Genomic DNA, 13,068 nt, shown 5'->3' with positions numbered 1-13,068 from the left:
GTTTCGACCAATAGCAGGGCATGTCACGCAAGGTTGGCCATGGTCGCGAAATTGGTTGTCCAGACATTTTTGTGGTTCGGCGTCATGGGCGCGCTGCTCTTCGTGTCGGCCGGAACGCTGCATTGGCTGGGAGCCTGGGTATACATAGTTGCGATGGTCGGGCTCAGTCTTACCATGGGTGTGGCGCTCGCCCGGCGTGACCCCGGCCTGATGAATGAGCGCCTTCGCCCGCCGATCCAGAAGAGCCAAACCGCAGCCGACAAGATTCTGCTGAGCATACTGCTGCTGGGCATCTTCGGTTGGTTGGCAATGATGGGGTTCGACTTCCGTTTTGGCTGGTCGGTGGCTCCTGTCTGGGTGCAGGCCGTTGGGGCGCTGATCCTGCTCATCGGCATCTGGATCTGCTATCTCACAATGCTGGAAAACAGCTTCGCCGCGCCCGTCGTGAAGATCCAGGAGGAGCGCGGCCAGAAGGTGATCACCACAGGGCCTTATAGCTATGTCCGCCACCCGATGTATGCCGGCGCCATCCTCTATTTCGCCGGCACGGCGCTGCTGCTCGGCTCCTGGTGGGGGCTGGCCTCGGTGCTTGCCTTCATCGTGCTTCTTGCCATTCGCACCTTCATCGAAGAAAAGACGCTGCGCACCGGCCTGCGCGGCTACGACGATTATGCGGCACACGTTCGCTACCGGCTGATCCCGATGGTCTGGTAGCGGCGCGCGCGGCTCAGCCCAAGATTCCCGCCGCTTTGGCGCGCGCCAGCAGCCGTTCGGCGAGACGCAGATGCGGACGGTCATACATCTTGCCGTCGATGCCGACCACGCCCGGATTTCCCGCCGCGGCGAAGGCGTCGACGATCGCCTGCGACCGCTCGACCGCTTCGGCCGAAGGCGTGAAGGCGGCGTTGATGACCGGCACCTGCGCCGGATGGATCGCCATCTTGCCGGTGAAGCCGTCGCGCTCGGCCTCGCGGCATTCCGCCTCGAAGGCGGCCATGTCGCGGAAATCCGGAAACACGGTATCGATCGCGGCAACTTCCGCGGCGCCTGCTGCAAGGAGGGTCATGGTGCGCGCCAGGCGGAACACGTCGGCGTAGTGGCCGGTCTCGCCGCGCGCCGAACGCGCGCCGATCGCCGCGGACAGGTCCTCGGCGCCCCAGGTCAATCCCGCGAGGCGCGCGCTTGCGCCGGCATAGCTCGCCGCCGCCAGCACGCCAGCCGCCGTTTCGGTGATGATCGGCAGGATTTTTATGCCGCCATCCGGCAACCCGCTTTCGGCTTCATGCACCCGAAGCTTTGCAGCAAGCTGCTGGACATCCTGGCCGCTGTTCGACTTCGGCAGCATGATGCCGTCGGGTTTTGTCGGGACAAGTGCCGCGAGGTCGTCGTCGGTCAGGCCTGTCGACAGGTCGTTGACGCGCACATAGATGGCGGAACTGGTCTGCTGCCTCTGGCTGGCGATGAAGCGCGCCGCGACTTCACGCGCTGCCGTCTTGTTGGCTGCGGCGACGGAATCCTCCAGGTCGACGATGACCACGTCGGCGCCGGCGCCAAACCCTTTTTCCAGCTTCCGCTCGGAATCGCCGGGCACGAAGAGCAGCGAGCGCATCAGGCCGCCTTCTTCATCATCATCGCCTGCCTCGTGCATTTGGCGACGAGCATGTCGTTCTGATTATAGGCGCGATGCTCGAACTCGACGATGCCGCGATCCGGCTTCGACTTGGACTCGCGCACCGAAACGACCGTGGTCTCGACCCGGATGGTGTCGCCGTGGAAAACCGGGTGCGGAAACACGGTCTCCTTCATGCCGAGATTGGCGACAGTGGTGCCGACGGTGATGTCGTTCACCGAGATGCCGATCATCAGCCCGAGTGTGAACAGCGAATTGACCAACGGCTTGCCCCATTCGCTTTTTGCCGCGAAGTCGAAATCGATGTGCAAGGGCTGCGGGTTCAGCGTCATCACCGAAAACAGCATGTTGTCGCTTTCGGTGACGGTCTTGCGCAGCGTGTGGCGGAAGACGTGGCCGACGACGAACTCCTCGAGATAAAGCCCGGCCATGGTCGATCTCCTGCGCTTATCCTTGCTTGATAGGCGTTGGCTGCGGCCCCATCAAGCCGGTTAAGAAACATGGTGAACCGTTCGTAAACCATTTCCAGCCTACCGTTCCCAGCGGGGCCGGGAAACGTTCCGGCAAGGGCGTAGCTGATCGGCATGGTTGTTTCGCATTTTCTGAAATGGATCGATAAGGCAAGGGTCTCCGAGCGCGCCGCCGCCGCAAGCGCGCTGGCTCGCGCCTACATCAATTCCGACCTGCCGTTTGAGGATCGCTGTGCCGCTGAGGCGGCGCTCACATTCCTGCTCGACGATGTCTCCGCCAAGGTCCGGCAGGCGCTCGCCGAAGCGCTGTCGATGAGCCACCACGCGCCGCCGCAGGTGATCAGCGCGCTGGCCTCCGACCAGCCGGAAGTGGCGGCGCTGGTGCTGGCGCGTTCGCCTTTGCTTACCGATGCAGATCTCGTCGACCGCGTCGCCTGTGGCCAGAAGGCTACCCAGAAGCTCATCGCCAACCGTCCGGTAGTCTCGATGTCGCTTGCGGCCGCCATAGCGGAGATCGGCGAGCCGGAGGCCTGCGCCACGCTGATCGCCAACAGCGGCGCCGACATCGCATCGCTGAGCTTCCGCCGCATGGCCGAGCGGCACGGTCACCTGCCGCTGGTGCGCGAGGCGCTGATCGCCGACGCGCGCCTTCCCGCCGAGTGCCGGCACATGCTTCTGGTCAAGCTCGGCGAGACGCTGAAAGGTTCGCCGCTGGTGCTGGCGCTGATGGGGGCCGCCCGCGCTGACCGAGTGATGCGCGACGCCTGCGTGAAGGCTTCGGTGACGGTGATCGAGGGCACGCGCGCCGAGGAGCATGCCGCGCTGATCGAGCATCTGCGACTGCGCGGCGATCTCACCGCGAGCTTCATCATCCGCACCATCGCGCATGGCAAGGTCGACTTCTTCGGCTCGGCGCTGGTGGCGCTTGCGCAGCAGTCCGAGCAGCGGGTGAGAGCGCTGCTTGCCGGCGGGCATGACGTGGCGCTGCAGGCGCTGTTCCGCAGCGCCGGCCTCGCCGCTGCCACCCACGGCATCATCCTGCGCGCGCTGAAAGTCTGGCGCGAGGTCGCCAATGGCAAGCGCGTCGCCGGCGTGCAGGAAGTGAGCTGGCTGATGCTGAAGGAGCTTGGCGGGCAATCGGCCGAGGGCGACCTTGCCGGGCTGGTGAAGTCGATTCACCTCGATGCGCTGCGCGAAAACGCGCGCGGCCACGCGCTGGCGATTGCCGCGGCATGAGCCCTCAGCCTCGCCCCTTCGCGAAGAAATCCGGATAATCCTCCATCGCGGCGGCGATGATGCGCAGCGAGGCGGCGACTTGCAGCATTTCGGGTCGGTCGCTGCGGTCGGCGATGCTGGCCGCATATTGCCTTGCCACGGCGATGGTTGAGGTCTGCGGCTCGCCATGTCCAATGAACAGCAGATCACGCGCCAGGCCGCGCAGGAAGTTGCCGATCGATTCCACCGTTTCGTGCGGTACGGCGGAATTAAGCTGCGCACCGCGCAGCCGCAGCACTTCGAGGCCGACGGTGACGGCGGCGATGCTGCCGCCCAGAATGGGATCGCCTTTCCTGCCTGTGCGCTGCAACTGCGGCATCAGCTGGTTGATGCGGTCGTAGGCAAGGCTTTCGAAGGCGGAACGTCGCGGAATGCGTTCATGCAGGCAAAGGCGCGCCAGGTCTTCCCGCATCGCCTCCGAGATACGCTCGACGGTGACCCAGGGGTCGGCCGGTACCACGACGACAAAGACACCGATGGCAATCAGGATGCCGACCAGAATCGACGCCGACCCGGCAAAGAACGGGCCGGGATCGTAGGTCATCAGCTGGTGTGGGCTGAGGAAAGCCAGGAAATTGATGGCGAAGGCTGTGGCGACGCCGACATGGCGCGGATTGGCCATGCCGAGCGCCGCCGGCACTATGATCGGCACGACAAAGATCGTGAACCAGCCGAAGCCGGGGAGCGCCGGCAGGGCGATCTGGCCGACGAGGAAGGCGAAGGGCAGCGCCAGCAGCGTTCCGGTGAAGAAGCCCCAGGCCGACTGGACCGGATCTGGACGCGCCGCGAACAGACTGGAGACGACGGCGACGAGGATGACGGTGCCCGCGGTCTCCGACCATTTTGTCGTCAGCCAGAAGGCCGCCACCAGGAGCGTGGCGAGCGCGGCGCGCACGGCATTTCGCCATGCGGCATGGTAGTCGCGATGCACTACCAGCGCCGGCTGCCGCCGCTCGCGCGAAGGCTTGGCAACCGGCGAGCGAAGCGCGTCGAGACCTCGCATCACCTGCTTCAGCGCCTCCGCGAAATCGGCCGCGATGGTGAGGCGGGTGATGGTGCCGACCCGGTCTTCGCCGGGTTCGGCGGGCGTAGCCGGCGCCTCCCGCGCCTTGGTCGCGATCGCGTCGAGGCGCGCCACCCAGGGGCCGGTGTCGTCGAGCGCGCCGGGCGTTGCAGACAACTCGCCGACGAAAGCCTGCAACTCGCTGCGCACGGGGATGAGCGTGGCGTTTTTCGGCGCGGCATGGGTATGTAGCGCGCGGGCCGCCGACAGCGTCCACAGGAGCTGTCCGATCGTGCGTCGCACCGGATGGGCGCGCGTGCCGAAGCTCGGAGCTTCCAGCCGCGCATAGGTGCGCATCTCGGCAAGCGTCTGGGCATCTGTGATCAGCTTGCGCTGGAGAGCCGCAAGACTTGCAGGATCGCCACCGGAAAAAGCGCCTGAGGCATAGTCGGCAAGATCGAGGATGCTGCGCTTCAGCCTTGAGATGATTGCGTCTGCCGCCAGCTTCGGCAGGATCAGCCGGCTGGTCACGCCGGCGCAGACGATGCCAATCACGATTTCGGCGCAACGCGCGATGGCGAGGTCGACGACGAGGTGCGGCTGCCCGAAAGACGGCAGGCTGATGATCATCGCCGAGTAGCCGGCAAGTGCGGCGCCGTAGGCCTCCGGATTGCGCAGCAGCGAGGAGACGAGCGTGCAGACGCCGATCCACAGCGCCAGCCCAGTCACCAATAGCCAGGGATTGGTGCCGAAGAGCGAGGTGATGCCGATGGCCGCCAGGCCGCCAGCCAGCGTGCCGAGCAGCCGGTAGAAACCTTTCGCCAGCACCATGCCGGCCACCGGCTGCGCGACGATGAACACCGTCATCATTGCCCATTGCGGATGGTCGAGCTTGAGGGCATAGGCGGCAAGCAGCGCGATCAGCCCGGCCGAAACCGTGCGCAGGGCAAAGATCCAGTCTGAGCGCGTCGGCTGCGTGAGGCCGTTCAGCGGTATCCCGACAAGTTCCTTCAGCCGCATCCAGGTCACATCCAAGTCTCCGTACCGGAGCCTGTTATGACCGGCAGGTGCTCAGATATCCAGCACGTCGGCCTCGGCGAATTCGGCGCGTTCCTGGATGAAGCGGAAGCGCGCCTCGGGCTTGGTGCCCATCAGCGCATCGACGGCATCCTTGGTCGCCCCCTCGGCGTCGATCACGTCGACCCTGAGCAGCGTGCGCTTCTTCGGGTCCATCGTGGTCTCCTTGAGCTGCGAGGCCATCATCTCGCCCAGGCCCTTGAAACGGCCGATCTCGACCTTGCCGCGCCCGGTGAATTCGGTGCGCAGCAGTTCGTCCTTGTGCACGTCGTCACGGGCATAGGCGACCTTGCCGCCCTGCCGGATCGAATAGAGCGGCGGCACGGCCATGTAGAGATGACCACCGCGGATCAGGTTCGGCATCTCCTGATAGAAGAAGGTGATCAAAAGCGAAGCGATGTGCGCGCCGTCGACGTCGGCGTCGGTCATGATGATCACACGGTCGTAGCGCAGGTCCTCGTCGCGGTATTTCGCGCGCGTGCCGCAGCCGAGCGCCTGGATCAGGTCGGAAATCTGCTGGTTGGCGGCCAACTTGTCGTTGCCGGCGCTGGCAACGTTGAGGATCTTGCCGCGCAGCGGCAGCACCGCCTGGCTGGCGCGGTCACGCGCCTGCTTGGCCGAACCGCCGGCCGAGTCGCCCTCGACGATGAAGATCTCGGCGCCGGCGGCGGCATTCTGCGTGCAGTCGGCAAGCTTGCCTGGCAGCCGCAGCTTACGCACGGCGCTCTTGCGCGAGACTTCCTTTTCCTGGCGCCGTCGCACGCGCTCGTCGGCGCGCGCGATCACCCATTCGAGCAGCTTGGAAGCTTCCTGCGGATTGTCGGCCAGCCAATGGTCGAACGGATCGCGGATGGCGCTTTCGACGATGCGCATCGCCTCGATCGTCGCCAGCCGGTCCTTGGTCTGGCCGACGAATTCCGGCTCGCGGATGAACACCGACAGCATGCCGGCAGCCGAGATCATCACGTCTTCCGTCGTGATGATCGAGGCGCGCTTGTTGCCGATCAAGTCGGCATAGGCGCGAAGCCCGCGCGTCAGCACGTTGCGGAAGCCGGCCTCATGCGTGCCGCCTTCGCCGGTCGGAATGGTGTTGCAGTAGGAGTTGAGGAAGCCGTCGCCGCCGAACCAGGTGACGGCCCATTCGAGCGAGCCATGGCCGCCTTGCCTGTCGGTTTTTCCCGCGAAAATCTCGCGCGTGACCTGGAATTCGTCGCCGAGGGTCGCCTTGAGATAGTCCTTCAGGCCGCCAGGGAAATGGAACTCGGCCTTGGCCGGCGTCTGGTCCTTCTCCTTGATCAGCGACGGGTCGCAGGTCCAGCGGATTTCGACGCCGCCGAACAGATAGGCTTTCGAGCGCGTCATGCGGTAGAGGCGCGCCGGCTCGAAGGCGGCGCCCTTGCCGAAGATCTGCTCGTCGGGGTGGAAGCGGGTCCTGGTGCCGCGGCGGTTGTGCACCTCGCCGAGATGCTCCAGCCCGCTCACCGGAATGCCGCGCGAGAAGCGCTGGCGATAGAGCTGGCGGCCGCGCGCGACCTCGACCTCGAGGTGATCGGACAGCGCATTGACGACGGAGACGCCGACGCCGTGCAGACCGCCGGAGGTCTCGTAGACCTTGGAGTCGAACTTGCCGCCCGAATGCAGCGTCGTCATGATGACTTCGAGCGCCGGCTTCTTGAATTTCGGATGCGGGTCGATCGGGATGCCGCGGCCATTGTCGGTCACGGTCAGGAAGCCGTCGGCGGAAAGCTCGACATCGATGAAGGTGGCGTGGCCTGCGACAGCCTCGTCCATCGAGTTGTCGATGACCTCGGCGAATAAATGGTGCATCGCCTTGTCGTCGGTGCCGCCGATATACATGCCGGGTCGCCGCCGCACCGGCTCCAGGCCCTCCAGCACCTCGATGTCGGCGGCGCTGTAGCTCTCGCTGCCGTCACGGGTGGCAGTCGAGCGCTTGGCGGCCTGAACGAGCGGATCCGCCGGGCGCGACGGCGCGCGCACTTGCTGCGGCTGCTTGTCCCGATTGCCGAAAAGATCGCTGGTGTCGTCCATGCTGGCCATTAAGTCCGGTACTGCGAATCACTGCTCGATACTGCCACGCTTTTGGTGGGCGAACGAGGTTCCTGTTCCGTTCAGGGATCAAAGTCTCCCTTATTCTAAAACCTTTCGATAACCAAGCCGCCGGAAATAGGGCGATCCGCATATCCCGGGATTCCTGATTCTTTAACATTAACGCCTAGCGTGAGCCGCAACGAACAAAAGACCACGGGGCGTCAGGGGTTTCGGCGTGAGAGGCAGGGCCATTACCATGATCGGTATCGCAGCCGTTTTCGGCGCGATCTCGATCTTTGCCGCGGATTTCTGGGTCAAAAGCCAGGCGAAAGCCGAGTCTGGGCAGAAGGTGGCGTCGGTCGTGGCGCCGCAGCAGCCCAAGGTCGAGTTCAAGACCATCGTGGTGGCAAGCGCGCCGCTGCGCTACGGCATGGAACTCGGGCGGTCCCAGTTGGCCGAAATTCCCTGGCCGCAGGATTCGCTGCCGCAGGGCGCGTTCCCGACCATCGACAAGCTGCTTGCCGAAGGCGGCCGGGTGGTGCTGTCGCCGATCGAGGTCAACGAGCCGGTGCTGCTCACCAAGCTGTCGGGGCCGAATGGCCGCGCCACACTTTCCAACATGCTCTCGCCGGGCATGCGGGCCGTCACCATCCGCACCGACGAGATCGCCGGCGTCGGTGGTTTCATCACGCCGGGCGACCGTGTCGATGTGGTGCTGACGCGCGATGCCGGCGACATCCAGGAAGTGGCCAAGAACGCCCAAGGGGCGTCGGGGTCGACGGTCACGTCGGAAATCGTCGTCGCAGACGCGAAGGTGCTTTCGGTCGGGCAGGGCGCGGACGAGCGCAAGACCGAGCCGCAGGTCGCCAATTCCGTGACCATCGAGGTGACGAACGAAGGAGCGCAGAAGGTCGCGCTCGCCCGTACCGTCGGCACCCTGTCGCTGTCCTTGCGCTCTGCAGCCGATGCCAGCGCTAACGGCAACGGGCTCACCACTATCTCCTCCTTCGGCGGCTCGGTTGCCGCGAGCGCCCAGGCGAGCGCCGCCTCGCTGGTCAATGCGGTGGCGGCGAGGGAGCCGGAAGAGCCGAAGTTCAAGACGGTGATCGTGACGCGCGGCGACAAGGTCGAGGAATACAAGGTTCCTTCGCGGGAACCGCAGCAGCAATAGCCGGTGGGGACCGGTCGGGGACGGAAAAATGTTTGGGCTTGATGGAGTTCGGACGGCCAAGGCACGGCGCCTTCTGCGCGCGATCGCTTTGGCTGTGCCTTTGGCAGTGCTCGGCTTCTGCGCTTCGGCCAGGGCCGACAACGATGTCGTATACGTCTCGGCCAGCAAGAACGCCTCGATCAAGGTCGCCAAGGGCAAGCCGAAGACGATCATGACCAGCGCCGCCTTTTACCAGATCGTTATCGGCGATCCGGAAATCGCCAACGTCAATCCGCTGACCGACAAGTCCTTCTATGTGCTGGGCAACAATCTCGGCACCACCGGCATCGCGCTGTTCGACCAGGACAAGCACCTCGTCGGCACCATCGACATCGAGGTGACGCTGGACACCGACCAACTGGCCAGCACCATCCGCGCCAGCGTGCCGGACGCCAAGATCAAGGTCGGCTCGGCCAACGGGCGCGTGGTGCTGTCGGGCGAGGCCGAGGATGCGGTCGCGGCCGAGAAGGCAAGCAAGATCGCGTCGCGCTTTTCCGGCAACGAGGAAGTGATCAACTCGGTCAACATCTCGTCGTCGCAGCAGGTGCAGCTCAACGTCCGCTTCGTCGAGATCAACCGCCAGGCGGGACAAGATCTTGGCGCCAAATATGGCGCCAACTTCGCCTTCGGCGTCGGCGGCCGCGACGTCATCATCGATCCCGGCACCGTACCGACGGCCGGCACCGGCGAGATCATCGGCCGGCTGCTCTCCAACGGGGTTTCGATCGACATAGCCATCAAGGCGCTGGAGGAGCGCGGCCTGGCCCGGCGGCTGGCCGAGCCGAACCTGATCGCCCGTTCCGGCCAGACGGCGAGCTTCCTTGCCGGCGGCGAGTTCCCGATCCCGGTTTCCGAGGACAACGGCAAGATCAGCGTCACCTACAAGAAATATGGCGTCGGCCTGGATTTTACGCCGACCGTTCTGAAGGACGGGCTGGTCAGCCTCGACATCGCGCCGGAAGTGTCCTCGATCGACCCCTCCGCCTCCATTGAAGTCAGCAACGGCATTTCCATTCCGGCCTTTATCGTGCGCCGCGCCAGGACATCGATCGACCTGAAGAACGGCCAGAGCTTTATGATCGCCGGCCTTTTGCAGTCGCAGAACGACATCACCACCTCACGCCTGCCGGGCCTCGGCAAGCTGCCGGTGCTGGGGCCGCTGTTTTCGTCGAAGTCCTATCAGCGTCGCGAGACCGACCTGGTGATCATCGTCACGCCTTATCTGGTCAAGCCGGTCGACCCATCGAAGAAGATGGTCGAGCCGACCGATGGGACCCGGCCGCCGAGCACGGCCGACTATTTCCTCAACAACACGGAGGAAGTGGATGCGTCGGCGCCCAAGCGCCCGGTGGCCCTGGCCGACGGCAGCGCCGCGCGCCCGGTGGCCGCCACGACGTCCGGCCACTTCCTCGATCTGCCGAAGGATTGAGCCCATGCGTCTGGCTCCCTGCATCGCTCTGCTCATTGCCGGCGCCCTCGTTGGATGTACCAGCGACGACTATGTGCGTACCGAAGGCGTGACGCCGGCGGCCGGCAACGCGCAGGCTTCCAACACCGCCATGCAGATGGTCGATCCCTGGCTGTACGGCGTCCAGAACACCAGGCTTCTGGTGCCGGCTCAGCGCACCAGCTCCACGGCCAGCGCCGCAGATCAAGCGGCCAGCACGAAGGGCACCCAGACGTCGACATCGACGACATCCAACTGACGGATTGACTGCCATGGCATCGGGCACCAAGACCAAAAAGATCCTGCTCGTTTCCACCGACAGGGGGTTTTCGCAGGATACGCGGACGGCTTTCGCGGCTTCCGAGGTGATCGAACTTCTGACGGTGGAGAAGAGCGTCAACGAACTCCGCGGCGAGGTCCTGGAGGCCGATTTCGGCACCGTCATCGTCGACATGGATGCGGCCAAGCTCGAGGAAATCGAGTCGCTGCAGCGCGTCATGCGCCGGCTCGAAGGCCGCATTCCGGTGGTCGTCGTCACGCAGGAATTCAATGCGGCGGCGGTGCGTATCCTGGTGCAGCTCAAGGTCGCCGATTTCCTGGTGAAACCGATCACCACCGCCGATCTGGTGCGCTCCGTCATCCGCGCACTGCAGGGGCCGGGGCGGGAGGAGAACACCGAGTCGCAGATCTACACCTTCATGCCTGCCGCCGGCGGCGTCGGCACCACCACGCTTGCGCTCCAGACCGCCTTCCAGCTGCACCATTCGGTGACGCGCGGCGCCTCGACCTGCGTGGTCGATCTCAACTTCCAGCAAGGCGCCTGCGCCGAATATCTCGACCTCGAACCGCGCTTCGACATCACCGAAATCGAGAACCAGCCCGAGCGTCTCGACCGGCAGCTGCTGGACGTGATGCTCTCCAAGCATGCGAGCGGGCTTTGCGTGCTTGCGGCACCCACGCGCCCTTCGGATATGCGCTCGTTCAAGACCGATGTCGTGGTGCGCATGCTCGATCTCGTGGCGGCCTATTTCGACAACGTCGTCATCGATATGCCGCGCACCTGGTTCCCATGGACCGAGACGGTGCTGCTCGGCTCCAACAAGCTCTATATCGTGGCTGAGATGACGGTGCCTTGCCTGCGCCACACGCAGCGCCTCATCCAGGCGATCTACGAGACGGCCGGCAAGGAAGTGAAGCCCAACGTCATCGTCAACCGCTTCGAGCAGAAGATGTTCGACAGCGGCATCAAGCAGGCCGACGTGCAGGACATTCTCGGCGAGCATTTCGTCGGCGGCATCTCCAACAATTATCGGCTGGTGCGCGAGGCCGTCGACCGCGGCGTGCCGCTGCATGACATCGATCCCAACGCCAATGTCGTCAACGACCTGAAGAAGATCATCCTACCTGAGGAGGCGGTAGCGACGACGGCAAAATCGAAGTCGCTATTCGGCCTCGGCAAGGGCTTCCTGAAGAGGAAAACAGGATGAGCACCCGCTTCTCCAACCTGCAGAACCGCGATGTCCGTCCGCAGCGGATGCCCGAGCCCGCGCCCGTGCAGCACCATGCCGTGACCATTCCGACGACCCGCAAGCCCGCGGCGCCGAAACCGGAAGCGGCACCCGCAAAGAGCGCCAACAAGGTGCTCGACGCGCGCGTGCGCATCCACCGCATGCTGCTCGAAGAGATCAACCTCGTCGCGCTGGAACGCCTGCCGAAGGACGAGATGCGCCGCCAGGTGCACGACTTCGTGTCCGAAAAGACGCGCGAGGAGCGGATGGCAATCAACACCGCCGAGCTCGACGCGCTGGTCGACGACATCGTTGACGAAATGGTCGGCCTCGGTCCGCTGGAGCCGCTGCTCAAGGATCCGGAGATCAACGACATCCTGATCAACGGCCATCAGAACTGCTTCGTCGAAAAGCGCGGCAAGCTGCAGCAGGTTCACATCCCGTTCAAGGACGAGGCGCATCTGCTTCGGATCATTAACAAAATCGTCGCCGCGGTCGGCCGTCGCGTCGATGAATCGCAGCCGATGGTCGACGCCCGCATGCTCGACGGCTCGCGTTTCAACGCCGCCATCCGGCCGGTCGGCGTCGACGGGCCGCTGGTGTCGATCCGCAAGTTCTCCAAGAACAAGCTCGGCCTGCACAAGCTGGTCGAGTTCGGCGCCATCACCCAGAACATGGCCGAAGTGCTGGCCGCAGCCGTGCATGCCCGCAAGACGACGATCATCTCCGGCGGCACCGGCACCGGCAAGACGACGATGCTCAATGCCTTGTCGGCGTTCATCCCCGAGGACGAGCGGCTGATCACCATCGAGGATGCCGCCGAGCTGCAATTGCAGCAGCCGCATGTCGCGCGCATGGAAACGCGCCCGGCCAACATCGAGGGCCATGGCGAGCTGAAACAGCGCGACCTGGTCAAGAACGCGCTGCGCATGCGGCCCGACCGCGTCATCCTCGGCGAGTGCCGCGGCGAGGAGGCCTTCGACATGCTGCAGGCGATGAACACCGGCCATGAGGGCTCGATGGCGACCATCCACGCCAACACGCCGCGCGACGCCATCTCGCGCCTCGAGCAGATGCTCGGCATGACCGGCATGCCGATGACGGTGCAGTCAATCCGCAGCCAGATCGCCAGCGCCCTCGACATCATCGTGCAGCTGACGCGCCTGTCCGACGGCAAGCGCAAGGTGACCAGCGTCGCCGAGGTGACGGGCATGGAGGGCGACGTCATCCAGATGCAGGAAATCTTCCGCTTCGTGCGCACCGGCATGGAGGCGGACGGCAAGATCGTCGGCCATTTCGAGGCGACGGGTATCCGCCCGCGCTTCCTCGAGGACCTGCGCAACATGGGCATCGAATTTCCGGGCAAATATTTCGAACCCGGCCGGCCGCAGGAGTAGCC

At 64.8% G+C, this 13,068-nt stretch carries 10 protein-coding genes and 1 pseudogene; 7 read left to right on the top strand and 4 right to left on the bottom strand.

All coding sequences use genetic code 11. From position 1 onward, the window contains the following. The first annotated feature begins 39 nt into the window (after positions 1 to 39). Positions 40 to 714 carry a methyltransferase family protein gene (locus RFN28_RS27785; protein ID WP_320290332.1) on the top strand — a complete coding sequence of 225 codons (675 nt, stop codon included), beginning with the start codon at positions 40 to 42 and terminating at the stop codon, positions 712 to 714. A 13-nt stretch (positions 715 to 727) separates the two neighbouring features. Here RFN28_RS27785 and RFN28_RS27780 read toward each other — a convergent pair whose 3' ends face one another. Then, positions 728 to 1,609: an HpcH/HpaI aldolase/citrate lyase family protein gene (locus tag RFN28_RS27780; protein ID WP_320290331.1), complete on the bottom strand. Its 882-nt coding sequence runs from the start codon at positions 1,607 to 1,609 to the stop codon at positions 728 to 730. After that, a pseudogene (locus RFN28_RS27775) lies at positions 1,609 to 2,070 on the bottom strand (MaoC family dehydratase); the annotation flags it as partial. The pseudogene RFN28_RS27775 and the gene RFN28_RS27780, both read right to left, overlap by 1 nt. Before the next feature lie 144 nt (positions 2,071 to 2,214). On the opposite strand from RFN28_RS27775, the gene RFN28_RS27770 reads away from it, so the two are divergent. Then, positions 2,215 to 3,336: a DUF2336 domain-containing protein gene (locus RFN28_RS27770; RefSeq protein WP_320290329.1), complete on the top strand. Its 1,122-nt coding sequence runs from the start codon at positions 2,215 to 2,217 to the stop codon at positions 3,334 to 3,336. 4 nt (positions 3,337 to 3,340) lie between these two features. Here the strand turns inward: RFN28_RS27770 and RFN28_RS27765 are convergent, their stop codons facing one another. Together RFN28_RS27765 and parE are read right to left on the bottom strand one after the other, a co-directional pair. Further along, positions 3,341 to 5,407 (bottom strand): FUSC family protein, encoded by a 2,067-nt coding sequence (locus RFN28_RS27765; protein ID WP_430679041.1) that lies wholly within the window; start codon positions 5,405 to 5,407, stop codon positions 3,341 to 3,343. A gap of 42 nt (positions 5,408 to 5,449) precedes the next feature. Continuing rightward, on the bottom strand, positions 5,450 to 7,504 hold the full coding sequence (gene parE / locus RFN28_RS27760; RefSeq protein ID WP_320290328.1) for a DNA topoisomerase IV subunit B: 2,055 nt from the start codon (positions 7,502 to 7,504) through the stop codon (positions 5,450 to 5,452). Positions 7,505 to 7,760: 256 nt separating this feature from the next. Between parE and cpaB the strand changes: the two genes are divergently transcribed. Genes cpaB through RFN28_RS27735 form a run of 5 tightly spaced genes read left to right on the top strand, consistent with a single transcriptional unit; the run spans position 7,761 to position 13,066 of the window. Further along, positions 7,761 to 8,675, top strand: a complete 915-nt coding sequence (gene cpaB, locus RFN28_RS27755; RefSeq protein WP_320290327.1) for a Flp pilus assembly protein CpaB — start codon at positions 7,761 to 7,763, stop codon at positions 8,673 to 8,675. A gap of 28 nt (positions 8,676 to 8,703) precedes the next feature. After that, on the top strand, positions 8,704 to 10,143 hold the full coding sequence (locus RFN28_RS27750; RefSeq protein WP_320290326.1) for a type II and III secretion system protein family protein: 1,440 nt from the start codon (positions 8,704 to 8,706) through the stop codon (positions 10,141 to 10,143). A 4-nt stretch (positions 10,144 to 10,147) separates the two neighbouring features. Further along, the gene (locus tag RFN28_RS27745; protein ID WP_320290325.1) at positions 10,148 to 10,420 is read left to right on the top strand and encodes a hypothetical protein; all 273 of its coding nucleotides are present in this window, start codon (positions 10,148 to 10,150) and stop codon (positions 10,418 to 10,420) included. Between the two features lie 13 nt (positions 10,421 to 10,433). Then, entirely contained in the window at positions 10,434 to 11,648 is a 1,215-nt protein-coding gene (locus RFN28_RS27740; protein WP_320290324.1) for a CpaE/TadZ family protein, read from the top strand. Beyond that, a complete protein-coding gene (locus tag RFN28_RS27735) occupies positions 11,645 to 13,066 on the top strand; it encodes a TadA family conjugal transfer-associated ATPase (protein ID WP_320290323.1) in 1,422 nt (473 codons plus the stop codon). Before RFN28_RS27740 ends, RFN28_RS27735 begins: the two co-directional genes overlap by 4 nt. Positions 13,067 to 13,068 lie beyond the last annotated feature (2 nt).

The sequence above is a fragment of the Mesorhizobium album genome, from assembly GCF_033977205.1.
GTDB lineage: Bacteria > Pseudomonadota > Alphaproteobacteria > Rhizobiales > Rhizobiaceae > Mesorhizobium > Mesorhizobium album.
Note: the sequence above shows the minus strand (reverse complement) of the source record. Positions and strands in the feature narration are given on the sequence as shown.

Coding starts and splice junctions, on each gene's coding strand:
- RFN28_RS27785 (WP_320290332.1), top strand. CDS start 40: ATGGTCGCGAAATTGGTTGTCCAGACATTTTTGTGGTTCGGCGTCATG.
- RFN28_RS27780 (WP_320290331.1), bottom strand. CDS start 1,609: ATGCGCTCGCTGCTCTTCGTGCCCGGCGATTCCGAGCGGAAGCTGGAA.
- RFN28_RS27770 (WP_320290329.1), top strand. CDS start 2,215: ATGGTTGTTTCGCATTTTCTGAAATGGATCGATAAGGCAAGGGTCTCC.
- parE (WP_320290328.1), bottom strand. CDS start 7,504: ATGGACGACACCAGCGATCTTTTCGGCAATCGGGACAAGCAGCCGCAG.
- cpaB (WP_320290327.1), top strand. CDS start 7,761: ATGATCGGTATCGCAGCCGTTTTCGGCGCGATCTCGATCTTTGCCGCG.
- RFN28_RS27750 (WP_320290326.1), top strand. CDS start 8,704: ATGTTTGGGCTTGATGGAGTTCGGACGGCCAAGGCACGGCGCCTTCTG.
- RFN28_RS27745 (WP_320290325.1), top strand. CDS start 10,148: ATGCGTCTGGCTCCCTGCATCGCTCTGCTCATTGCCGGCGCCCTCGTT.
- RFN28_RS27740 (WP_320290324.1), top strand. CDS start 10,434: ATGGCATCGGGCACCAAGACCAAAAAGATCCTGCTCGTTTCCACCGAC.
- RFN28_RS27735 (WP_320290323.1), top strand. CDS start 11,645: ATGAGCACCCGCTTCTCCAACCTGCAGAACCGCGATGTCCGTCCGCAG.